The sequence below is a fragment of the Serinicoccus sediminis genome, from assembly GCF_004153545.1.
GTDB classification, from domain to species: Bacteria; Actinomycetota; Actinomycetes; order Actinomycetales; family Dermatophilaceae; genus Ornithinicoccus; species Ornithinicoccus sediminis_A.
In genome coordinates this window covers 146,880-169,553 of sequence record NZ_SDVA01000001.1, presented here as the reverse complement: position 1 = coordinate 169,553, position 22,674 = coordinate 146,880, and the positions used below count along the sequence as shown (strand labels likewise).

At 69.1% G+C, this 22,674-nt stretch carries 17 protein-coding genes and 1 tRNA gene; 13 read left to right on the top strand and 5 right to left on the bottom strand.

Annotated features, from left to right (window positions below):
- The first annotated feature begins 214 nt into the window (after nt 1-214).
- The 5 genes from EUS26_RS00745 to EUS26_RS00725 all read left to right on the top strand — a co-directional run bounded on the left by EUS26_RS00745 (nt 215) and on the right by EUS26_RS00725 (nt 7,319).
- Nucleotides 215-1,564 carry a sugar ABC transporter substrate-binding protein gene (locus EUS26_RS00745; RefSeq protein ID WP_130011263.1) on the top strand — a complete coding sequence of 450 codons (1,350 nt, stop codon included), beginning with the start codon at nt 215-217 and terminating at the stop codon, nt 1,562-1,564.
- A 146-nt stretch (nt 1,565-1,710) separates the two neighbouring features.
- Nucleotides 1,711-3,345 carry an ABC transporter permease subunit gene (locus EUS26_RS00740; protein WP_130011262.1) on the top strand — a complete coding sequence of 545 codons (1,635 nt, stop codon included), beginning with the start codon at nt 1,711-1,713 and terminating at the stop codon, nt 3,343-3,345.
- 1 nt (nt 3,346) lies between these two features.
- The gene (locus EUS26_RS00735; RefSeq protein ID WP_130011261.1) at nt 3,347-4,321 is read left to right on the top strand and encodes a sugar ABC transporter permease; all 975 of its coding nucleotides are present in this window, start codon (nt 3,347-3,349) and stop codon (nt 4,319-4,321) included.
- Nucleotides 4,318-6,252, top strand: coding sequence for a glycoside hydrolase family 13 protein (locus tag EUS26_RS00730; RefSeq protein ID WP_130011260.1), 1,935 nt, complete (start codon nt 4,318-4,320; stop codon nt 6,250-6,252). The genes EUS26_RS00735 and EUS26_RS00730 overlap by 4 nt, the downstream gene beginning before the upstream one ends.
- On the top strand, nt 6,249-7,319 hold the full coding sequence (locus EUS26_RS00725) for a LacI family DNA-binding transcriptional regulator (RefSeq protein WP_420329979.1): 1,071 nt from the start codon (nt 6,249-6,251) through the stop codon (nt 7,317-7,319). Before EUS26_RS00730 ends, EUS26_RS00725 begins: the two co-directional genes overlap by 4 nt.
- A gap of 124 nt (nt 7,320-7,443) precedes the next feature.
- Here the strand turns inward: EUS26_RS00725 and otsB are convergent, their stop codons facing one another.
- Together otsB and EUS26_RS00715 are read right to left on the bottom strand one after the other, a co-directional pair.
- Nucleotides 7,444-8,253 carry a trehalose-phosphatase gene (gene otsB / locus EUS26_RS00720; RefSeq protein ID WP_165368455.1) on the bottom strand — a complete coding sequence of 270 codons (810 nt, stop codon included), beginning with the start codon at nt 8,251-8,253 and terminating at the stop codon, nt 7,444-7,446.
- Entirely contained in the window at nt 8,250-9,719 is a 1,470-nt protein-coding gene (locus EUS26_RS00715) for an alpha,alpha-trehalose-phosphate synthase (UDP-forming) (RefSeq protein WP_130011259.1), read from the bottom strand. Before EUS26_RS00715 ends, otsB begins: the two co-directional genes overlap by 4 nt.
- Before the next feature lie 199 nt (nt 9,720-9,918).
- Between EUS26_RS00715 and EUS26_RS00710 the strand changes: the two genes are divergently transcribed.
- The 5 genes from EUS26_RS00710 (at nt 9,919) to EUS26_RS00690 (ending at nt 16,080) form a co-directional block, all read left to right on the top strand.
- Nucleotides 9,919-11,856: a protein kinase domain-containing protein gene (locus tag EUS26_RS00710; RefSeq protein ID WP_130011258.1), complete on the top strand. Its 1,938-nt coding sequence runs from the start codon at nt 9,919-9,921 to the stop codon at nt 11,854-11,856.
- 163 nt (nt 11,857-12,019) lie between these two features.
- Nucleotides 12,020-12,988, top strand: coding sequence for a transglycosylase family protein (locus EUS26_RS17510; protein ID WP_130011257.1), 969 nt, complete (start codon nt 12,020-12,022; stop codon nt 12,986-12,988).
- A 43-nt stretch (nt 12,989-13,031) separates the two neighbouring features.
- Nucleotides 13,032-13,104: transfer RNA gene (locus EUS26_RS00700), tRNA-Thr, on the top strand.
- Between the two features lie 141 nt (nt 13,105-13,245).
- Nucleotides 13,246-14,370, top strand: coding sequence for a tyrosine-type recombinase/integrase (locus EUS26_RS00695; RefSeq protein WP_238148753.1), 1,125 nt, complete (start codon nt 13,246-13,248; stop codon nt 14,368-14,370).
- 279 nt (nt 14,371-14,649) lie between these two features.
- Nucleotides 14,650-16,080 (top strand): tetratricopeptide repeat protein, encoded by a 1,431-nt coding sequence (locus EUS26_RS00690; RefSeq protein WP_130011256.1) that lies wholly within the window; start codon nt 14,650-14,652, stop codon nt 16,078-16,080.
- A 13-nt stretch (nt 16,081-16,093) separates the two neighbouring features.
- On the opposite strand, the gene EUS26_RS00685 is transcribed toward EUS26_RS00690, so the two are convergent.
- A complete protein-coding gene (locus EUS26_RS00685) occupies nt 16,094-16,705 on the bottom strand; it encodes a metallophosphoesterase (protein ID WP_130011255.1) in 612 nt (203 codons plus the stop codon).
- A complete protein-coding gene (locus EUS26_RS00680) occupies nt 16,702-17,484 on the bottom strand; it encodes a nucleotidyltransferase domain-containing protein (protein ID WP_130011254.1) in 783 nt (260 codons plus the stop codon). The genes EUS26_RS00685 and EUS26_RS00680 overlap by 4 nt, the downstream gene beginning before the upstream one ends.
- A 607-nt stretch (nt 17,485-18,091) precedes the next feature.
- On the opposite strand from EUS26_RS00680, the gene EUS26_RS17640 reads away from it, so the two are divergent.
- Nucleotides 18,092-18,433 (top strand): abortive infection family protein, encoded by a 342-nt coding sequence (locus tag EUS26_RS17640; protein ID WP_420329984.1) that lies wholly within the window; start codon nt 18,092-18,094, stop codon nt 18,431-18,433.
- A gap of 135 nt (nt 18,434-18,568) precedes the next feature.
- Here the strand turns inward: EUS26_RS17640 and EUS26_RS00670 are convergent, their stop codons facing one another.
- A complete protein-coding gene (locus EUS26_RS00670) occupies nt 18,569-19,627 on the bottom strand; it encodes a DUF4238 domain-containing protein (RefSeq protein WP_165368454.1) in 1,059 nt (352 codons plus the stop codon).
- Between the two features lie 382 nt (nt 19,628-20,009).
- Between EUS26_RS00670 and EUS26_RS00665 the strand changes: the two genes are divergently transcribed.
- Together EUS26_RS00665 and EUS26_RS00660 are read left to right on the top strand one after the other, a co-directional pair.
- Nucleotides 20,010-21,202 (top strand): IS3 family transposase gene (locus tag EUS26_RS00665; RefSeq protein WP_420329978.1). Its coding sequence is split into 2 segments (ribosomal slippage): nt 20,010-20,294 and nt 20,297-21,202, totalling 1,191 coding nucleotides; the frame shifts between segments, so codons are not numbered across the junction.
- Between the two features lie 49 nt (nt 21,203-21,251).
- Nucleotides 21,252-22,439, top strand: a complete 1,188-nt coding sequence (locus EUS26_RS00660) for a DUF6308 family protein (RefSeq protein ID WP_337590203.1) — start codon at nt 21,252-21,254, stop codon at nt 22,437-22,439.
- The last annotated feature ends 235 nt before the right edge of the window (nt 22,440-22,674 follow it).

Below are 22,674 nucleotides of genomic sequence, written 5' to 3'. Positions count from 1 at the left end.
GGTATGCCGTCAGAGGCGCCGTTGCCGGTGACGGGCGTCACGTTAGCAGATCGTGACCTGGCAACTTCTTGCAAGATCTTGCAAAACTGCGGGGCGTGCTTGCATACTTGCGGCATCGGTCGTCGAACCCCTCCGGGAGACGGTGACCGCGGCATCGTCGCCGCTCCTCGAGCAGCGCCGGGCCGGTGACCTCACCACTGTTCGAAGGAGAACCATGAAGCGCACCACCGGTGCTGTAGCCATCGTCAGCGCGGCGACGCTGCTGCTGTCCGCCTGCGGCGGCGACTCCGGCGAGGAGACCGCCGACGCCGGCTCGACCGCCGAGGAGACCTCCGCGGAGGACGACGCCGCCGCCGAGGACGAGGAGGCCGCCGAGGACGAGGAGGCCGCGGGTGACGAGGCCGCCTCCACCGAGGCCCCCGTCCGCGACGAGAACGCCGAGCTCGTCATCTGGGCCGACGACGTCCGCGCCCCCATCCTCACCGAGTGGGCCGAGCAGTTCGGCGAGGAGTACGGCATCACCACGCAGGTGCAGGTCGCGACCGACGTGCGCCAGCAGTTCAAGGACGCCGCCAACGTCGACCAGGGCCCGGACATCGTCGTCGGCGCCCACGACTGGCTGGGCGAGTTCGTCCAGAACGGCATCGTGGAGCCGGTCCAGATGTCGTCCGACACGCAGGCCCTCTTCACCGAGGACTCGCTCGCGGCCACCCAGTTCGACGGCCAGATCTACGGCGTGCCCTACGCCACCGAGTCCCTCGGCCTCATCCGCAACACCGCCCTCGCCCCGGACGCCCCGGCCTCCATGGAGGAGCTGGCCTCCTTCGGCAACGGGCTCGTCGACTCCGGCGACGCCGACCAGGCCTTCGTCACCCCGGTGAGCAACGTCGGTGACGCCTACCACGCCTACCCCTACCTGTCCGCCTACGGCGGCGGCATCTTCGGCAAGAACGACGACGGCGGCTGGGACCCGGACAACGTCATCGTCGGCTCCGAGGAGTCCATCCAGGGCGGCGAGAAGATCGCCTGGATGGCCGAGGAGGGCCTGCTCAACGTCAACGTCGACTTCCCGACCATGGAGTCGCTGTTCGCCGAGGGCCGCACCCCCTACATGGTGGCCGGGCCGTGGGCCATCCCCAACGTCGAGGGCGCCGAGATCGAGTACGCCATCGACCCGATCCCGGACTTCGAGGACGGCGGCGAGACCGTGCCGTTCCTGGGCGTCCAGATGTTCTACGTCGCCTCCGGCGCGCAGAACCCGACCCTGGCGCAGGAGTTCGTCAACACCTACGTGACGACCGAGGACATGCAGCTGGCGCTCTTCGAGGCCGGCCAGCGTCCCCCGGCCCTGCAGTCCGCGCTGGACACCGTGTCCGCGGAGGACGAGGACATCGAGGCCTGGTCGGCCGCCGGTGAGGGTGCCTCGCCGATGCCGAACATCCCCGCGATGAACGCCGTGTGGCAGCCCCTGGGCCAGGCCACCTCCGACATCGTCGGTGGTGCCGACCCCGCCGAGCGCCTCGAGGCCGCTCAGGAGGAGATCGTCTCCAACATCGGCCGCTGAGCCGTCCCTCATCCCTCGGTCCGGCGGTGCGGACGTCGTCCCGCCGCCGGACCGAGGCCCCCAGCACCACCCCCTGCACCACCTCCTGAACCACGCCCAGCAGCCACACCCCGACGGCCCACGGCCGTAGCCAGAGAGGGACGACGATGTCCGAGACACGCAGCAGCGAGGTGGACCAGGCCCTGGACCGCCTCGAGCCGACCGGCGAGCACCTGGAGTTCAGCTCGCACACGCCCTGGTGGGTGCAGGTCGTCAAGTGGGGCCTGATCCTGCTGGTCGTCGCGGTCCTGGGCTGGATGGCCCAGCAGGTCATCGAGGCCGGCCACTGGCTCATGGTCAGCCTCATCGGCTTCATCGCGCTGTGCATCATCGCCGTCTACGCCACGAAGCGGGCGATCCCCGCGAAGTACCTCTTCCCCGGCGTGCTGCTCATGCTGCTGCTGCAGATCTGGCCGCTGCTCTACACGGTGCAGATCTCCTTCACCAACTTCGGCGACGGCCACATCAGCAGCAAGGAGGAGGCCGTCAACTCCATCGTGGCCAACTCGGTGCGCGAGGTCGAGGGCAGCAGCCGCTACGGCCTCAACATCGCCGTCCCGGAGGGCAGCAACGTCGCCACCGGTGACCTGGCCTACCTCCTCACCGACGCCGAGGGCACCTACTACGTCGGCACCCTCGAGGGCCTGGAGGAGCTGCCCGCCGACGGCGTCGAGGCCGGCCCGACGGGCCGCATCATCTCCGCCCCCGGCTGGACCACCCTGACCCCGCAGGAGGTCAACGAGCGCTCCGACGACCTCGCCGACTTCGGCGTCCCGGTCTTCAACGACGCGGGGGAGCAGACGGCCGGCATCCGGCAGGTGGGCCTGTCCGAGGCCTTCATCGGCACCCCGACGAGGGTCTACGACGAGGAGGCCGACACCATCACGGACACGGTGACGGGCACCGTCTACGTCGCCGAGGACGCCAACTTCGTGCCGGAGGACGGCGAGGGTGCGGCGCTGCCCCAGGGCTGGCGCGAGTTCGTGGGCCTCCAGAACTACACCGACGCCTTCACCAACGCCACGCTGCGCGAGGGTCTCACCAAGGTGTTCGTCTGGAACGTCTTCTTCGCCGCGTTCACCGTCGTCGCGACGTTCCTGCTCGGTATGGCGATCGCGCTCCTGATGAACGACGAGCGGCTCAAGGGCAAGGGGATCTACCGCTCGATCCTCATCCTCCCCTACGCGCTGCCCATCTACGTGACGGCGCTCGTCTGGGCGTCGATGTTCAACCAGGACTTCGGTCTCATCAACAACCTCCTCGGGCTGGACATCAACTGGCTCGGCAGCGCCTGGTGGGCCCGGGTCGCGGTGCTCATCACGAACCTGTGGCTGGGCTTCCCCTACTGGTTCATCGTCTGCACCGGTGCGCTGCAGGCCATACCGAGCGACGTCAAGGAGGCGGCGGCCATCGACGGTGCCGGGGCGTTCATGACGGTCCGGCGGGTCATCATGCCGCTGCTGCTCGTGGCCGTGGGCCCGCTGATGATCGCGTCCTTCGCCTTCAACTTCAACAACTTCGGGCTCATCTGGCTGCTCACCGAGGGCGGGCCGTTCGTCGGCGGGCAGAGCTCCATCGGCTCCACCGACCTGCTCATCACCCTCGCCTACCGGCTGGCCCTGGGCGGCGCGGCGCCGAACTTCGGCTTCGCCTCGGCCATCTCGGTCATCATCTTCTTCCTGGTGGCCGTCATCAGCTACTTCGGCTTCACCCGGACCGCGGCGCTCGAGGACGTGAACTGACATGACTTCTCCCCAGGACCCCACCAGCAGCACCCTCGGGTCGGTCGACGCCCACGGCAGCGACCGCGGCCGCGGCGGCCAGCTCGGCACCGCCTCGGCCGACGTCTACACGGTCACCCGGAAGTCACGGCAGACCTCCTTCCGGGCGGTGTGGTGGCGGCACGCGCTGGCCCTGCTGGCGCTGGCCTTCGCCCTCTTCCCGATCGTCTTCATCGTCTCCTCGGCGTTCAACAACGCGGGCACGCTGTCGACCTCGGGGCTGCTGCCCACCCGGTTCGGGCTGCGCAACTTCGACGCCCTCTTCAACGACCCCGCCCGGCCGTACTGGACGTGGTACAAGAACTCGCTCATCATCTGCGGCGTCGCCACCCTGGCGACCCTCGTCCTGGGTGCCGCGGCGGCCTACGCCTTCTCCCGGCTCCGCTGGACCGGCCGCCGGTTCGGGCTGCTCTTCATCCTGCTCGTGCAGATGTTCCCCGCCCTGCTGGCCTTCGTGGCGATCTACATCACCTTCGCCACGGTCGGCGAGGTCATCCCGCAGATCGGCCTCAACACCCTGTGGGGCCTGCTGCTCGTCTACCTGGGCGGGGCGATGGGCGCCAACATCTGGCTGTTCAAGGGCTACTTCGACACCATCCCGCGGGAGCTGGACGAGGCGGCGAAGATCGACGGTGCGAGCCACGCCCGCGTCTTCTTCACCATCATCCTGCCGCTGGTGCGCCCGATCCTCGCCACCGTCGGCATCCTCGCCTTCGTCGGGCTGTGGGGCGAGTTCCTGCTCGCCAGCATCTTCCTCACCCAGGCGGACGACCAGACCCTGGCCGTCGGCCTCTACGCGACGCGCAACGCCAACCAGAACGAGTACTTCGGCCAGTTCGTCGCCGGTGCGCTCCTGGCCTCGCTGCCCGTGGTGCTCGTGTACCTCAGCCTGCAGCGCCTGCTCATCGGCGGCATGACCGCGGGCTCGGTCAAGTGAGCCGGGCGGTCGATCCTCACCACGACGGGTCACCGCTCTACGTCAGCGACCAGCACCCCGCGCCCGGCGCGGTGGTGCGGGTGCGGGTGCGGGTGCCGCGCGCCGCGGCGGTGGGCGCCGTGCACGTGCGCACCACCCCGGACGGCGAGCAGTTCTTCACCGACGCGCGGGTCGTGCGGCGCACCGAGGACGAGGACTGGTGGCAGGGCGAGGTGCTCTGCCACAACCCGGTGACCACCTACCGGTTCCTGCTGCAGAGCGACGCGGAGGGCGTGCCGGCATACCGCTGGCTCAACGGCACCGGCGTGCACCTGCGCGACGTGCCCGACACCAGCGACTTCCGCCTCGTCACCCACGCGCCGCCGCCGGGGTGGGCGCAGCGGGCGGTCGTCTACCAGGTCTTCCCGGACCGGTTCGCCCGCGACGAGGGCGTGGAGCCGGTCGGCGACCCCGGCGGCCCGCGGGCCGACCTGCCCGACTGGGCGGTCCCGGCCCGCTGGGACGACCCGGTGGCCACCGGCCGCGGGGACAACCCGGCGCAGGTCTTCGGCGGCACCCTCGACGGCGCGCGGGAGCGGCTGGACCACCTCGTCGACCTCGGCGTGGACGTGCTCTACCTCACCCCGGTCTTCCCGGCCCGGTCCAACCACCGCTACGACGCCTCGACCTTCGAGGCGGTCGACCCGGTGCTCGGCGGTGACGCGGCGCTGCTGCGGCTGCAGGAGGCGGCGCACGAGCGCGGCATACGCCTCATGGGCGACATCACCACCAACCACACCGGCGACGCGCACGAGTGGTATGCCGCCGCGCGCCAGGACCCGGACGGCGAGTTCGCGTCCTGGTACGTCCGCGACGACGCCCGGCCGGGGGAGTGGGTGACCTGGCTGGGCGTCGAGAGCCTGCCCAAGCTGGACCACGCGAACCCGGCGCTGCGCCAGCGGCTCACCGAGGGGCCGGAGTCCGTCATCGAGCGGTGGCTGGGCGAGGGGCACGGCTTCGACTCCTGGCGGGTCGACGTCGCCAACATGACCGGGCGCTACAAGGGCGCCGACCTCACCCACCAGGTGGCGCGGGAGACCCGGGCCGCGGTGGACCGGGCGACCGGCGGGCAGGGCCTGCTGGTCGCCGAGCACACCCACGACCACAGCCGGGACGTCGACGGCGACGGCTGGCACGGGGTGATGAACTACTCCGGCTTCACCCGTCCGGTGTGGACCTGGCTGCGGGCGGCGGACTTCGCGCCCAAGTTCCTCGGCAGCCCGCTGCAGGTGCCCCGGCTCGGGGCCGAGCTGGTGGCCGAGACGATGCGCGACTTCGGCTCGCTCGTGTCCTGGCGGACGTGGACCCACTCGATGACCCTCGTCGGGTCGCACGACACCACCCGGGTGCGCACGCTGGTCGGCGACGACGTGGAGCAGGTCAAGGTCGCCGCCGGCCTGCTGCTCACCCTGCCGGGCATCCCGATGATCACCTACGGCGACGAGATCGGGATGCCGGGCGACTTCGGGGAGGACGGGCGCCGGCCCATGCCCTGGGCGTCGCGGGACACCGACGACGGGCTGTGGGACGCCGGGCTCGTCGAGCACTACCGCGCCCTCATCGCGCTGCGGCACGACAGCCCGGCCCTCTGGGGCGGTGGCCTGCGCTGGCTCTATGCTGAGGGTGACGTCATGGTGTTCCTGCGGGAGCACCCGGAGCAGACCGCCCTCGTGCACGTCGCGCGGGCGGCCCACGACACCGTCGTCATCCCGGTCACCCAGGTGCCCGGGGCGGGCGACGCGCAGGGGCGCGCGCCGCATACCGGAGCGCTCGACGTGTCCGGCGGCGGCGTGCGGGTCAGCGCGCAGGGCCCGACCGTGCAGGTGTGGACCTGGGCGACCGACGCACCGGCCTGGGAGCCGGTGCCCGAGAACTACCGAGGTGGTTGGTGAGCAGCACACCCACTCCTGTGCGCCCGGGTGCCGGCGAGGGCGCGGGCACCCCGCGGGGCCGGCTCGCCGACCTCGCGGCGTACGCGGGGGTGAGCGAGGCGACGGTCAGCCGCGTGCTCAACGACAAGCCCGGGGTGGCGGTGGCGACCCGGCAGGCGGTGCTCACCGCGGTGGACGTCCTCGGCTACGAGCGGCCCAGCAAGCTCTCGCGCAACAGCGCCGGGCTGGTCGGGCTCATCACCCCCGAGCTGACCAACCCCGTCTTCCCGATGTTCGCCCAGTCCATCGAGACGCAGATGGCGGCGGCCGGCTTCACCCCGGTGCTGTGCACCCAGACGCCGGGCGGGGTGCACGAGGACGAGTACGTCCAGATGCTGCTGGACCGGGGCGTCTCGGCCATCGTCTTCGTCAGCGGCTACCACGCCGACAGCCGGGCCGGCATCGAGCGTTACACCGCGCTGCGCGACCGGGGCCTGCCGATCGCCCTGGTCAACGGCTACCGCGAGGGCGTCGACGCGACCTTCATCAGCCACGACGACCATGCGTCGATGCGGCTGGCGGTGCGGCACCTGCGCGACCTCGGGCATACCCGCATCGGCTTCGCGACCGGCCCGGCGCGGTACGTCCCCGTCCAGCGGCGCATCGAGGGCTTCCGGGCGGCGATGGCGGACCTGGACGGCAGCGACGGGGTGGATCTCGACGAGCTCATCTGCACGACCCTGTTCTCGGTCGAGGGCGGCGCGGCAGCGGGCCGGCAGCTCATCGAGGCCGGGGCGACCGGCATCGTCTGCGGCTCGGACGTCATGGCGCTCGGCGTGATGCGCGCCGCCGGGCAGCTGGGGCTGACCGTGCCGGGGGACCTCTCGGTCGTCGGCGGTGACGACGTGCCGTTCATGACCTTCGTCGACCCGCCGCTGACGACGGTCCGGATGGACGTCGTGGGCATGGCGGAGGCGGCGGTCACGGCCGTGCTCGAGGAGATCGCGGGGGAGCCGGTGGACCGGCGGGAGTACCTCTTCGACCCCGAGCTCATCCTGCGGGAGTCCACGGGGCCGGTCCGGCGCTGAGAGCGCTCCAACCGCTCGGTGAGCAACCATTCGCGGCGCTCGGTGGGTGGGGAGGGCAACCATTCGCGGCGCTCGGTGGGTGGGGAGGGCAACCATTCGCGGCGCTCGGTGGGAAAGGGAGGGGTCAGGACGGGCGGGGCCCGCGGTCGCGGCGGGCGGCGAGCAGGGCCTCGAGCAGGTCCACCATCGCCTCCTCGTCGGCCACCCGGAAGCGGGCCAGGGTGTCGCCGTCGCCGACCCGCACGGTCAGCCGGCGCGCCGCCCGGTCGGCGTCCGCGTCGTCGGCGAGCGCCTCGAACCCGTGCTCGTCGGTGAGGTCGTCGCCCGCGTAGAACACCGCCTGCGCACCCAGCTCGTCGGCCAGGGCCACGAGCGCGACGCCCTTGCCGACGTGCGCGACAGCGAGCTCGACGACGCCCTTGCCCGGCGTCACCTCGAGGGCGGTATGCCGTGCCCCCAGCTCCTGGGCGGCGTCCAGGGCGGCGTGCGCCTCGTCGTCGGGGAGGCCCCGGGTGTGCACGACCCGGCCGGCCGGCTTCTCCTCCACGCGCAGGCCGGGGTGCTCCTCGCGGAGGGCGGCGAGGTCCTCGTCGAGGGTCTCCAGCAGCGCGTGCTGGTCGTCGTCGAGGGCCAGCCCGCCGTCGGACCGGGAGTCCTCCGCCCCGTGGCTGCCGATGAGCACGAGCGGGCCGTCGGGGTCGGCGCCGGAGAGCTCGCGCAGCGGCTCGAGGGCGCGGCCGCTGACCACCGCCACCGTCGTCCCGGGGAGGTCGGCGAGCGCGGCGAGCGCCGGCATACCCCCGTCGACCGGGCGGGAGTCCATCGGGTCCAGGACCAGGGGGGCCAGCACGCCGTCGAAGTCGGTGGCGACGAGCACCCGCTGGTGGGCGGCGAAGTCGGCGAGCGCCCGGTCGAGCTCGGGCGACCGACTCACGCCTGGGCCTTCCCGGCACTGCGGGAGGGGCGCTCGGGTGCGGCCTCGAGGCCGGCGAGGAAGTCTGCCGCCCAGGTCTGCACGTCGTGCTTGCGCACCCGGCGGCGCAGCGCCCGCATGCGCCGCTCCTTCTCCGCCGGCTCGTCGTTGATGGCGCGCAGGATGGTCTCCTTGAGCCCGGCGATGTCGTGCGGGTTGCAGCGGTAGGCCTGCGGCATCTCCTCCGCGGCGCCGGTGAACTCGGAGAGCACGAGGGCGCCCTTGCCGTCGTGGCGGGCGGTGACGTACTCCTTGGCGACGAGGTTCATGCCGTCGCGCAGCGGGGTGATGAGCATGACGTCGGCGACCCGGTAGAGCGCGGCCATCTCCTCCCTGCCGTAGGACTGGTGCAGGTAGTGGATCGCGGTGGCGCCGAGGTGGGAGACGTCGCCGTTGATGCGGCCGACGGTGCCCTCGATCTGCTCGCGCAGGGTGCGGTAGGCCTGGACCCGCTCCCGGCTCGGCGTCGCCACCTGGATGAAGGTCACCTGGTCGGGGCTGATCGCACCGTCGTCGAAGAGCTCCCCGATGGCCCGCAGGCGGTGCCGGATGCCCTTGGTGTAGTCGAGGCGGTCCACCCCGAGCAGCACGACCTCCGGGTTGCCCAGCGACTCGCGGATCTCCTCGGCCCGTTCCCGGACCGCGTCGGAGTCGGCGAGCTCGCGGAACCCGGCGGCGTCGATGGAGATGGGCACGGCGGCGGCGCGCACCGTCCGGGGCGAGGCGCCGAGGCGGTCGTCGTCGGTGCCCTGCCACTCGACCTTCTCGCCGCGGGCGGTGGCTCCCAGCACGGTGCGGCAGGAGCGGGCGAAGTTGCGAGCGTCGTCGGGGCGCTGGAAACCGAGGAAGTCGGCACCGAGCAGCCCGCGCAGGATGCTCTCGCGCCAGGGGAGCTGGGCGAAGAGCTCGACCGGGGGGAAGGGGATGTGGTTGAACCAGCCGATCCGCACGTCGGGGCGCTTGTCCCGGACCAGGGCGGGGACGAGCTGCAGCTGGTAGTCGTGGACCCACACGGTCGCGCCCTCGGCGGCGACCTCGCAGACCGCGTCGGCGAACCGCTGGTTGACCGCCCGGTAGCAGGTCCACCACGAGCGGTGGAAGGTCGGCGGGACGATGACGTCGTGGTAGAGCGGCCACAGGGTGTCGTTGGAGAAGCCCTCGTAGTAGTCGGAGAGCTCCTGGGCCGACAGCGGCACCGGGTGCAGCCGCAGCTTGCCCTCGTCGAAGGGCTCGGGGGCCTCCCCGGGGAAGCCGGGCCAGCCCACCCAGGCGGCGTCACCGTCCCAGCCGCGCATCACCGAGTCCATGGCGGTGACCAGCCCGCCGGGGGCGGTGCGCCACTCGGTGCTGCCGTCCGGGGTGGTGTGCTGGTCCACCGGCAGCCGGTTCGCCGCGATGACGAGGTCGTACCTGGTGCTCGAACCCATCGACATACCTCCAGGTGCGTCGTCCGTTGGTCGGTGGTCAGCCTACGAGGTGCGCGACGCGGACGTCGGGGAACCCGGCACCCCCCTCGCTCGTTCCACCCCGGAGCAGGCCCCGTGGCCGATGGATGCTCGCGCGTCCGCCACACCGGGTCGCCGGACAGCCATGTGAGATCCAGGAAGAGCCCCTACCGTGGAGTACGTGACCACCGAGATGCCGCGCTCGACCCACCCGGACGTGACCCGCCCGGTGCACTCCGGCGACGGCTCCGCGGACACCCAGCAGATCGTCGTCCCCCGGCGGCTCGGTCCGTGGACGCTGCAGGAGCGCATCGGCGAGGGGGGTATGGGCGTCGTCTGGCGAGCGTGCGACGACCGCGGCCGCGAGGTGGCCATCAAGGTGCTGCGCAGCCACATCGCGCACGACGACGGCGCCCGCGAGCGGTTGCGCCGCGAGGTGCACACCCTGGCCCGGGTCAACCACCCGCGGGTGGCGGCGGTCATCGACGCCGACGTCGACGGGCCGGCGCCCTACATCGTCACCGAGTTCGTGCCCGGGCGGCCGCTGGACGTGGTCATCGAGGAGCGCGGCGGGCTGGGGCGCGAGGCGCTGCTGCGGCTGGCCCGCGGGCTCGCCGACGCGCTGCAGGCGATCCACGGGGTCGGGATCGTGCACCGGGACCTCAAGCCGGGCAACGTGCTGCTGGTGGGCGACGGCGACCAGCTGGACCCGGTCGTCATCGACTTCGGGATCGCCCAGGTGGCCGACGACGTGCGGCTCACCTCGACCGGGCTGGTCATGGGCACCCCGGGCTACCTCTCGCCCGAGCTCGTCGACGGCGGCGACATCACCGAGGCGACGGACTGGTGGGGCTGGGCGGCGTGCCTGGCCTTCGCGGCGTCGGGGGAGCCGCCGTTCGGCCGCGGCCCGATGACGGTGGTGCTGGACCGGGTCGTGCGGGGGAGGGTGCAGCTGGACGGGGTGGACCCCGAGCTCGCGCCGCTGCTGGCGCTCGCGCTGTCGCCCAAGCCCTCGTGGCGGCCGGACGCCCGCGAGGTGCTCGAGGCGGTGGAGCTGTACGCCCGCGGCCAGGACGTCACGGGTGCGCTGCCGCGGGTGCCGCACGACGCGGGGGAGCGGGGTGTGGACCGGGGCGCCGACGCCACCCAGGTGACGCCGCAGGGGCCGCAGACCCGGCACGCGCCGGTTCGCCGACCGGACCCGACCCGGGCCGCGCCGAACGGTCCGAGGACGAGGCAGTGGGACGGGCAGGCGGCCGGTGCGTATGCCGGTGCCGCCGGGGCGGGGTGGGCGCGCGAGCCGCAGCAGTGGCCGGCCGACCCGAGGGAGGCGCAGCGGTGGGCGGCCGCCTCCGCCCAGCCCGACCAGCGCGTCTACCCGGGCGCTGCCCGTGCCGACGCCCAGCGCCCCTACCCGGACGGCGCCCAGGGTGGCGCGGTCACGGCATACCCCCGGGGCGCGGGGCGGCCGAGCCCGATCGCGCCGGAGCAGCAGCCGGACCCGAGGATCGGGCGCAGCGCGCGCCGGGGCACGCTGGCGGCGATGCTCGTCGGCTTCACCGCGATGGCGGCTGCGGCGCCGCTGCTGGCCTGGGGGCTGTTTGCCGTGTGGGGCGTCATGGCGCGCACCGTGGACCGGGCGCTGACCGGGCTGGTGCTGCGGCGGCACCAGATGGGTCACCGGTCCAGCGACGTACCGATGACGGTGCTGGCCTCGCCGTGGCACCTGCTCGCCGCGGTGTTCTCGACCGTGCTGTCGCTGCTGCTCCCACTCGCGATCGCCGCGGTGGTGGCGATGGTGATGTCGGGCTTCCTCGTCACGACCGAGCTGGCGCCGGGGGTGGGCTTCGGCCACCCGGTCGCCGTCGGCACGGGGTCGCTCATCGGAGGCTGGCTGGGCTGGTGGGGGCTCGGCAGCACCTCGCTGCGGCGCGGGTCGAGGACCGTGGTGCGCGGGGTCGTGCCTCCCGGGGTGCCGACGATGGTGGTCGTCACGCTGTTCCTGGTGGGCGGGGCCGGTCTGGCGTACTGGTCGCTGATGGACGGTGACATGGTGTCGTGGTGGCCGCTGCCGGGCGGGACGACACCGCTCGACTACCTGCCGTTCGGGGTGCGCTGACAGGTCGCGGTGAGCGGGTGCATACCGTCACACCCGTCCCACACGTTGCATCGCGTCACGTGAGACTCGTCACATTGGGCTTCCCAGGCGTGTCGGCTTGACCTAACGTGGTCCGGGCGCCTCGTCCCAGGCGCCTCACCCGCCCCAGACGGAAGGACCTTCCATGGCCCGCCACGCCCGCCACCGCGCCGCCCGCACGGGTGCCGCCCTGCGTCGAGCCGGGCAGGCCACGCTCGCCGGCACCGCCTCCCTCGCCTCGGTCGGCCTCACCGCCCAGGGTGCGGCGGCGGACGACAACGTGTGGGACCGGGTCGCGGCCTGCGAGTCCAGCGGCAACTGGAGCATCAACAGCGGCAACGGGTTCTACGGCGGGCTGCAGTTCTGGCACCCGACCTGGAAGGGCTTCGGCGGCCAGGAGTTCGCCGGGTATGCGCACCAGGCCAGCAAGGCCGAGCAGATCACCGTGGCCCAGCGGGTGCTGCGGGTGCAGGGGCCGGGCGCCTGGCCGGTGTGCTCGGTGCGCGCCGGGCTGACGATGCAGAACGGTCTCGAGCCCTACGGCGGCGGCTCCCCGGCTCCCGCGCCGGACCCGGAGCCCGAGCCGCAGCCCGACCCCACGCCGCCTCCGGGAGCCTCGACCACCTGGACCGTGACCGCCGGCGCCGGCGCCAACATCCGCTCCGGACCGGGCACGAGCTACGGCGTCATCGGAGGCGCCGCGAAGGGCACCCGCTTCCAGGGCACCGCCAGCAGCGGCTGGGTCAAGCTCGACGGGCGTTCGGGGTGGATCAGCGCCAGCATCATGAGCCCGGGCGGCGACAGCGGCGGCGGGGGCGGTGGTGGCGGTAGCGCGTCCGACATGGCGCCGCTCGTGGCCGACGGCATCCGCGGCCCGCTGACCACCAAGGCGGTCCAGCGCTGGGTCGGCGTCGCCGAGACCGGCGCGTGGGACACCCGGACCATCAAGGCCGTGCAGGCCAAGGTCGGCACCGGTGTCGACGGCGTGTGGGGTCCGAAGTCGCAGGCGGCGCTGCAGAGCTACATCGGCGTCTCCCGCGACGGTTCGACCTACATGAACCACCGCACGGTCGTCGGCCTGCAGACGTGGCTCAACAGCAACGTCATCGGCTGAGGCAGGTAGCATCGACGCGCCGTCCGGCCTTCGGGTCGGACGCGCTGGCGTGGCGCAATTGGTAGCGCACCTGTCTTGTAAACAGGTGGTTGAGGGTTCGAGTCCCTTCGCCAGCTCTCCTTCGGACCAGCGTTCTCACCCCTCTGACCTGCGTAAACATCGCTGGCGCGGCCTACCTCCATGCGGTCACCCGTTGTCAGAAGTGGTCGCGAAGTGGCACCCTTGTTGCACGTATGTTGCACGAAATGGGGTGCGGGATGGCGACGAGACGAGGCTTCGGGGCACTGCGGCGACTGCCGTCGAAGCGGTGGCAGGCGAGCTACACCGGGCCGGATCTGGGGCGGCACACCGCTCCGCACACCTTCGCCGCGAAGGTTGACGCCGAGGCCTGGCTGGCGAAGGAGTGGGCCCTGGTGAACGGGGACGGCTGGGTCGCCCCGAAGCGGCGGGCGGAGCTGGCCAGGCGGATGGCACCACCGACGTTCGCCGAGTTTGCTCGTCAGTGGCTCGCCGACCGGTCCCTCAAGCCGCGGACCCGCGAAGGCTATGAGCATCTGCTGCGGCGCTACCTCGCGCCGGAGTTCGGCGACCTGCTCGTCTCCGACCTCACGCCGGCCCTGGTGCGCCGGTGGTGGGCCGGCCTGTTCCCGGAGCACCCCACGGTCAACGCCCGCGCCTACGCGCTGCTGCGAGCCATCCTCACCACCGCGGTCACCGACGAGCTCCTCGCCAGCAACCCGTGCCGCGTCCGTGCCGCCTCAAACCCGCCGACCAAGAAGGAGATCCGTCCGGCGACGCTCGCCGAGCTGGACGTGCTCGTGAAGGAGATGCCGGACCAGCTCGGTGCCCTCGTCCTGCTGTGCGCCTGGTGCGCGCTGCGCGTGGGGGAGGTGCTCGAGCTGCGCCGGCGCGACCTCGATCTGAACCGCGGCGTCGTCAAGGTGACCCGGGCCGTCTCATGGGTCCGCGGCCAACCGATCGTCGGCACGCCGAAGTCGGCCGCCGGGACCCGCGAAGTGAGCGTGCCGCCGCACATCGTCCCCGTCCTGGAGCAGCACATGGAGAAGCACGTGCGGCCCGGAGCGGACGCCCTGCTGTTCCCTTCCATGCGTGATCACCAACGTCATCTACAGCCGACGGTCCTGCACACGGCGTGGCGCAAAGCCCGAGCCGCTGCCGGCCGCGAGGACCTCAGGATCCACGACCTCAGGCACACCGGCGCCACGATGGCCGCCATGACTGGAGCCACCCTCGCCGAGCTGCAGGCGCGGCTCGGGCATTCGACCGTGGCCGCCGCGCTGCGCTACCAGCACGCCGCACAAGGTCGGGACGCGGAGATCGCCGCTAAGCTCTCCGACCTCGCCCGTCCCAGAGATACGTAAGTACGCAGTTTGCGGCAAGGTGACGGTCCGGGCAGGGGCGTGAATCACCTCGCGGCGAATAGCGGACTCTATGTGGGCACCATCGAAGAGGTCGACCGCCGGTAGATGGCGGCCGATCACTCCACGAGGGCGGCGTGTCACACGCCGGGTCGCGCGGCAACGCGTATTGCCGCTCTGCCGGCCGAGCAAGGTCCCCAGGCAGCGCTAGGCGATGGCTGACAGTCGGCGGAGGAGTGGTCCTTGCCAGAGTCATGCCTCCGTTTGGCGTATGGTCGCGGCATGGGTGAGGCACTGCCGTTCCGGATATTTCTGGCGTCTCCGGCGGACTTGGAAGATGAGCGCTCCGCCGTGCGTGCGTGCGTTGCTGAGCACAACGCTAAGCGTCAACGCGAGACGGGGGTCAGCTACGAAGTTGTGGAGTGGGATCGAGTGCGTGGCACCGCTCGCCGACCGCAGGAAGCGATCAACGAACTGATCGCCGAGAGTCACTTCATGATCGTCTTGTTCAAGCGTGCCTGGGGCAGCTCGCCGGGTAGTCCTTGGGGCTACACATCGGGAACCGAGGAAGAACTTTTCACCGGGCTTCTGTCACTCGGGCAGGTTGACCAGCCTATGCGAGATGTCTGGATTGGGTTCGTCGAAGATGACAATCCGAACGAACGGGTCGTGAAACTCAAGAAGCAGATGATCGACCGACATGCATTGATGTTCGAGTCAATCTCCGATCTGCGCGACCTGCGGGACAAGATGCAGGGTTCGCTGAACTCGTGGGATGCACTAATGGGAGCCAAGATGCCGAGACACGTCGAGCTACTGCCCTCCTCGGGAAAAGACGTGCTTCGTGCTGCTAATCTTCGCATCAGGGGTCAGAAACTCATCGAGCTGGGCCAGACCGATGCTGGTCGCGATTCACTGCGAGATGCGGCCGCCCTCGGAGGACCCGTCGAGAATCTAGCGTATGCGCGCTACTTGCGTCGGCACGGTGACCTCGAGGGTGCCTACGCCGAGACCCAACGTGCGATCGAGCACTTCACAGCTGGCGAAGCCCTGTATTCGCCCATGGCGGCGGACGCCGTCTCCGCTCAAGCGAAGGTTCTCAGCACTCAGCGCCGGTACCGGGACGCTATTGGGAGGCTTGAGCAAGCCCTGACGTTGCTGGTCGGAGACGACGCGTACACGCGTGCCATCCGCTGCCGCATCCAGGACGATCTCGGTCTCGCCTACATGAAGGTGAGTGATGCGGATAGCGCACGGCGCCACTTTGAGACCGCCCTGGAGGTCAGACGCCAGATTGGTGATCCGGCCAATATATGTCAGTCGCTGGTCAACCTTGCCAGGCTGGAGGTCGGCCAAGGTCGCCTCGACAAGGGTGCGGAGTACGCCGAAGAGGTCGTGTCGAGCCTCCGCGAATTGCCGCCATCTAACCTGCACGCCAATGCCGAAGTCCTAGCGGCCCAGGTCCGCCTTCGGCAGGGTCGCCCTGAGGAAGGGGTCACGCACGCAGAGTGGGCTGTCGCGGTCAATCGGCAGCTCGCGAACAGGACCGGTGAGGCCATCTCCCTGCTAGTTCTTGCTCAATGCCTGCGAGCGGCCGGTTTGCACGACGACGCTGAGAGCCGGGCTCAAGAATGCCTTGCGCTGAACGAGGTGATGAGCAACCCTGAAGGTGCGCAGAAAGCGCAGTGGCTGCTGGACCATTTGCGAAGCTGACCTGAGCGGTCTATCAGTCCCTGACGCGGACCCCTAGGTTGTCCACCTGGATGTAGTGGAGGGTTGGCCACACTAGGGCAGTGAGGCGCCCTGCAGGGGTCCCACAGCCGGTGTCCAACTCCGCCGAATGCTTACCGATCCTGGGTAGCGTGCCGGTTGGAACGTGTGCGCTTATGGCGAATATGTCAGAAGCCCTTGATCTCGGAGCAACGTGTTGGGCCAGTAACCCGGGCGCTGCGTAGGTCAAGGGCATGCGGCGGAATGCCTGTATGTGGTCTAGTGGAGTGCTCTTGAGGAAGTCTTGGAGGACGTTCGGGCCCACGGGACCGCCAACGTAGGAGCGAATGGTCGACGCTCCGCCGATTTTGAGGAAGCCGCTCAGGTCCTGTCTCTCGAGCGCGTCGACCAGCGTCGTCTCGTGGTTGCCAGCAAGGAGGGTTGCGCGACCAGACTCCTCGTGAGACAGGAGGCGACTCATCACTTGTGCTGATTTTGGTCCTTTGTTGATGTAGTCACCTAGAAAAACAACATGAGCTACTTGTCGCTTGTGGAGCGCGTCCCACATCCCTTCGAGTGCGGTTAGATTGCCATGTATGTCGCCCACAAAGGCTAGTTCGGTGCTCACAGCAGGATCTTCTCCACCTCGGCGTAGTCGGACCCTTGTCCAGTCACGCCAAGAACTAGAAAGGCCATAGAGAGTAAGTCACCCGGGTGCTCCCACTGGTTAACGATCGTCGCTTCCAGCGACCCGTGCCTACTTACCCGGAATGGGCCTAGGATGTGCTCCAGCCGGGTCAGGCACTGAGAGAGGTCTTCTTCCGAGGCGTGGCCTCCCTCATGTCGAGACGCCAAGAGACGAGTCAAGCTGGGGTCGCCATAGCGTATGGCGAGTTCGCGTACCGAGAAGCAAGGCTCGCCTCGCGCAATGGTCTCCGCATAAAGGCAGCTTCGAAGAAGGTAACGGGCCTGTCGAAGGAGGCCTGGGAGGTATTTGGGCAGGTCGTGCTCCGGAGTTGTGAAGAGTTGCGACATCTCCCGCGCTCGTCGCAGGAGGCGGGTCGTGTCCACGTCTCCCATGGCTGCAACGACAGGTCCTAGGATCTCGCCTGGATCCCAGATGATTCTGGAGTCCCTCTTAAGGTGACTCCCGAAAAGTGTGCCGATACCAGTTCCCAGTTGCTCTTTCGTGTAGTAGCTGACGTTGAAGATCCCGGCGTGGGTGCTAGGTCGAGGAATCTCTACTAGAGCGAGCAAGTCAACGTCAGAGTCTGCTACCGCGTCCCCGCGCGCCTGGCTGCCGTAGACAAGTAACCCCTGGGTGTCTGCAGGCAACTCCGGGAGATCGGCCAGGAGTACCGGCTGAACCCCGAGCCGTTCCAAACTTTCACGGACGACGTCACGCATCACATCAAAGACCCTACGACGAGGGACGCCCGCCAACACGCCGGGCCGCCGTCGCCTTGTAGCGTCCGACCGTTGCACAAACGTGGGCGGGCGCGGTCAGATTCGCCCTACTGGCCGCTACGCTCGTGATGTGACAAGCACAGGCCCACTGAGCGACGACGTGGCCGGCGCGCTTGCCGCCTTCTGGCACGGCAAGGACGGGCCCGGCCCCTCGCACTCGGCAATATCCCGCGTGTTGGTCCAAAGTGGCTTCTCTGACGGCTACGAGTACCGCCCGGGTGCATCTGGACCGAATAAGGAACAGCGAGTCCTGTCCGCACTGACCCAAGCTAAGCGGTCACCCGGTAAGGCGCGAGACCTAGTGGAGGGCCTCCTGAGCCTGCTCCGTCACGATGGACTCGTTGGTACCGACAACGACGGTGCTGGGGCGATCAGGTTACGGCGGGCCTTGGGTTCCGCGGGGTGGTACCTCACTGGTGATGGCCACCTGCAGGCGTTCGCCGGAGTCGACCTGAGTACTGGGGGACGAAAGGCCCTCGATGTACAACTGGATCGGTTGCGAAGGTCCACCGCCGACCCAGCGTTGTTGATAGGCACCGCGAAAGAAATGCTTGAGTCCGTTGCGAAGTTCGTACTCGAGGAGACTGGCATCGAGGCCGAGGGTATGAAGGACTTCGGCCAACTTTGGCATATCGCCCGAGAAAGACTTGGGGTCTTGCCACAACAAGTCGATCCAGACCTTGCTGGAGCTTCCGCGATCCGGAAAGTGCACCAATCGACATGGAGCATCGCTGAGCAGGTCAACGAGTTGCGGAACTTGCAGGGGACCGGACACGGTCGCACCCTACCGACTGGCGTGAGTGAAGAGTTGGCGCTCCTCGTCGTACGCGAGGCCCTGACCGTCGCCGAGTACATGTTGGATCTACTAGACAGGTACAGCAGCGCTTGAGTCAGAGCCGCTCTAGCACCCAACGGACATGCGGACGATCACGTAACCCCGGCGCCTCCTAGGGCTCCAAGCGTCGACACACGCCTCTGCCCGCGAATGGTTCGCACCATCGCGCCTGACTAGCTGCCAGAGGGCCTATGGGCTTGGCGGCTGGTATCCCGGAATCGGCCATGAATAGTTCGCGATGAGTGAGGTGCCGGCGGGGTCGCAGTGATCAGCGATTTGCTCAAGCGCATCCGCCAGAGGACGGTCGCGGTTGGCGAGGTCCAGCCCGCCCACGACCTCGACGCGATCGGGGCGTGGTCGCGGGATTTTCGCGTCCTTGGGTACTGGCTCGTCGTCCGGGTGATAGTACAAAAATCGTTCTGCGCTGAGTATGGCGGTGTGGTTGTAGATGTCTGCGAAGAGAGCACGGGGCTGACGATCTCGGTCCGCCCTTGGGCCGCGCCAGTCGGGCCGCTCGAGCCACAACAGGGTCCGCCGGTCTAGGGGGACGGCGACTGCCATCGCGCCCTGCAATCCTCCTTCGTTGTAGGCCTCCCCCGGCACGATCGCGACTGGGACGTCCGAGGCGGCGAGTGGATTCTCAGCGTAGACAACGCGGCACCAGGACCGATTCATGATCATCTGGCTCACGGAGTGATATGCCTTGGCGAGGATCTGTAGGTGTTCCTCGCCATCGATAACCACCTCAGGCCCTTTAAGCGAGTGAATGTCGTCCCACACGCGTTCGGCTTCTGCCAAGGAGACCTCCCGACCGGAACCTTCGCTCATCGCATGGCGCAGATAGGCCAGGCCGCCCATGCCAACTTGAGCTCTGAGTGTTAGTGCAGCGATCTCCGCGATCTGTCGCCGGTTGTCGGGACCGCGGAGGTACTGCAGCCCGATCCACCGCGCGAGCCGTATACGGTCGTCTGCCGTGAGCTCAAATCTTGGCATGCCTATGGCTCGCCGGAGGGCCGGCGCGACCTCGTTCTCCACGTCGCTCAGCCATCGCTCCCACGCGTCCGAGGCTGTCCCGTCTGGAAGGACAACGGTGTAGAAGTTCTTAATAACGGCCGCATCACTAACGGACACTCTGCGCCGGCGGCCCGTGCCGAGGTCCAACTGCACTAGTCGCCCGCCCTGGTCGGCAAAACCGCGCAAGTGTAGCCGTGGAACGACGTGATGACGTTGCCGGCGGTTATCGCTCATGGTCATAGCCAATCAGTTGTGACTGACAGGGGTCGCAAGCGGTGGAGCGTTGTGTACGTCACAGATGTCCGGCGTCCTTGGGGGGAGCACACGAGCGAGGCGAACAGCGGCGTGTACGAGCACGTGGTGTGACCGTGGCCCTGCGCTCCGGCCGCGAGCCGGCTCGGGCCATGGCCGGCGCGCCGAGTGCGAGCCACGCCCAGGACGACGCCAGGGGACCGGGCAGTGCCGACGGAAGCCACCGTGACCTCTCGGTTCGATGCCGGGGAAGGGGAGCTACCAACGGCTCTGGCGGCGGTGGAGCCTGTCGCTGGGGACTGCTGCACCGATAGGTGACATCTGATCTGCCTAGTCCTCGGGCTGGGCTGGAAGGATGTCGACCGTGACCAAGCCCTATCCCCAGGAGTTCCGTGACGATGTCGTCCGGGTCGCTCGGAACCGTGAGCCAGGTGTCGGGCTCGACCAGATCGCCAAGGACTTCGGGATCCACTTCACGACGCTGTACGCGTGGATGAAGAAGGCCGAGGAGCAGGACGGTGACCAGCCGGCCACGACCGCGGCCGCCTCCGCAGAGCTGCGCGAGGCCAAGAAGCGGATCCGGCTGCTGGAGCAGGAGAACGAGGTCCTGCGACGCGCGGCTGCCTACTTCTCGCAGGCGCACCTGCCGGGAAAATGAGCTACCCGCTCGTCCGTGACCTTGCCGACGACGGGATCCCCGTGACGGTGACGTGCCGGGTGCTCAAGATCGCCCGCCAGCCCTACTACCGGTGGCTGGCCAACCCGGTCACCGACGCCGAGCTGACCGCGGCCTACCGCGCCAACGCCCTGTTCGACGCCCACCGCGACGACCCCGAGTTCGGCTACCGGTTCCTTCTCGACGAGGCCCGCGAGGCCGGCCAGGGCATGAGCGAGCGGACCGCGTGGCGCCTGTGCTCGCAGCACGGCTGGTGGTCGGCCTTCGGCAAGAAGCGTGGCAAGAACGGCAAGAAGCCCGGCCCGCCGGTGCACGATGACCGGTGCGCCATCACCGATGAGCACGGCCGGACGCGGCACGCGTTCACGGCCGGGGGCCCGAACGAGCTGTGGGTCGGTGACATCACCGAGCACTGGACCGGGGAGGGCAAGCTCTACCTGTGCGCGTTCAAGGACGTGTACTCAAACCGGATCGTGGGCTACTCCATCGACGCCAGGATGAAGTCGCGGATCGCCGTCACCGCCCTGAACAACGCCGTCGCCCGCCGCGGAAACGTGACCGGGTGCGTGGTTCACACCGATCGTGGATCGCAGTTCCGTAGCCGGAAGTTCGTCCACGCCCTCAAGCACCACGGCATGGTCGGCTCTATGGGCCGCGTCGGTGCAGCCGGTGACAACGCCGCGATGGAGTCCTTCTTCGCGCTGCTGCAGAAGAACGTCCTGGACCGCCGGCCCTGGGCCACCCGGCACGACCTGCGCATCGCGATCGTCACCTGGATCGAACGCACCTACCACCGCCGCCGGCGCCAGGACGCGCTCGGCCGATTGACCCCCACCGAGTACGAAACCATCATGACCACATCAGCCGATCAGGCTGCGTGACTAACCACTGTCACCTATCGGTGCAGCAGTCCCTTCCGCTCCCTGCGCTATGGCCCCGTGTGGAACGCTTCACGGCATGCACAGTTTGCGTGAACTCCGCGGTCGAGCATCCGCACGCTTGGACGCGTACACGGACACCGCTGGTCTGTATGCCTTCGGCACCTACGACCGGGCACCTGCTACTCGGCGCGACATGCTGCTACCCGAAGACATCCTCGCGGCGAACCTTCTCAGCCTCCGCCTGACGTGGCACGATGTCATCCCGCTGTTCGCGGAGGGAAACGGCCCGCACCAGGCACTCCTCGCGACGATGAACGCCGCGCTGCAGAAACTGGCGGTGGCAGCCCCGTTCGAGACGTACCGCGATTTCCCGACGCTGGAAAGAGCGCTGGTCCCCCTGACAGAGGCCAACATGGCAACCGAGGACGTTACGGGATGGACCGCCGTAACAGTATCCAAGGTTCTTCACCGCCATCTACCACAGATCGTTCCGATTCGGGATTCATACGTCAGGAAGTTCTATGGCGTCCCGTCAGGTCAAGTCACATTGCTTTGGGAGCGGCTCCATGACGACATTCGGAGAAATTTAAACTGGTTGGAACCCCTCGCCGCGGGCTACCGCACGCCGGATGGCCGCCCTCTGTCTCTGCTTCGAGCCGCGGACATCATCATCTGGACAAACGACGGCGCGAGTAGCACCCAAGCTGGTGGGAGCCCAGCCGTGGCCGCCCTTCAGCAGCTCACCCCCACGATGTGGGACAAGGAAGGGCTCGAAGTAGCCGGGTGGGATGGATTCACCCCACTCCTTACTCTGAATCCAGCCGCGGTCCCGGACGTGCCGGGCGTTTACGTCGTGGTTCGTGACTGCATAGACGAACCCGCGTTCTTACCCGATCGGCCATACCGCGGACCAGGCCGACAGACCACGAGCAAGCACTTCGCGTACCGGACCGATCAGCTCGCTGCACGGTGGATTACCGAGTCAGCCGTTCTGAACATCGGTAAGGCGGACGTGTCCCTGCGCAGCCGACTGGATCAGTACCGCAAGTACGGCGCAGGAACGGGAGCCTCACACAAGGGAGGGCGCAGCATCTGGCAGCTCGAAGACGCGGACGCCCTCTTGATCGCATGGGCTCCCGCCCCATCTGGTGTGACCGGTCGGGAACTGGAGCGCGGCCTGATTGCCGCGTTCCGCACCGCTCACGGCGCACGACCTTTCGCGAACCTTCGGGACTAGTGGCCAGGGGACCGCCTTCGCTTGGCGCTGAACGGTCAGCCACGTGCGGCAACAGCGTGCGACCACGCTCCTGGCGGCAGCAGCGTGCCTCCTACGCGCCTTGCGGCCGACGACAGCCCGGGGATGGTGCCCCCGTCCGTACTAGCCGATAGCCGGGGGGCTACTTCGGCAGGGCTGGGAAGGTGCCCCGGCAACGGAGTGGGGTCCCTTTTTCGGTCGGGTTGGTACTCAGTAG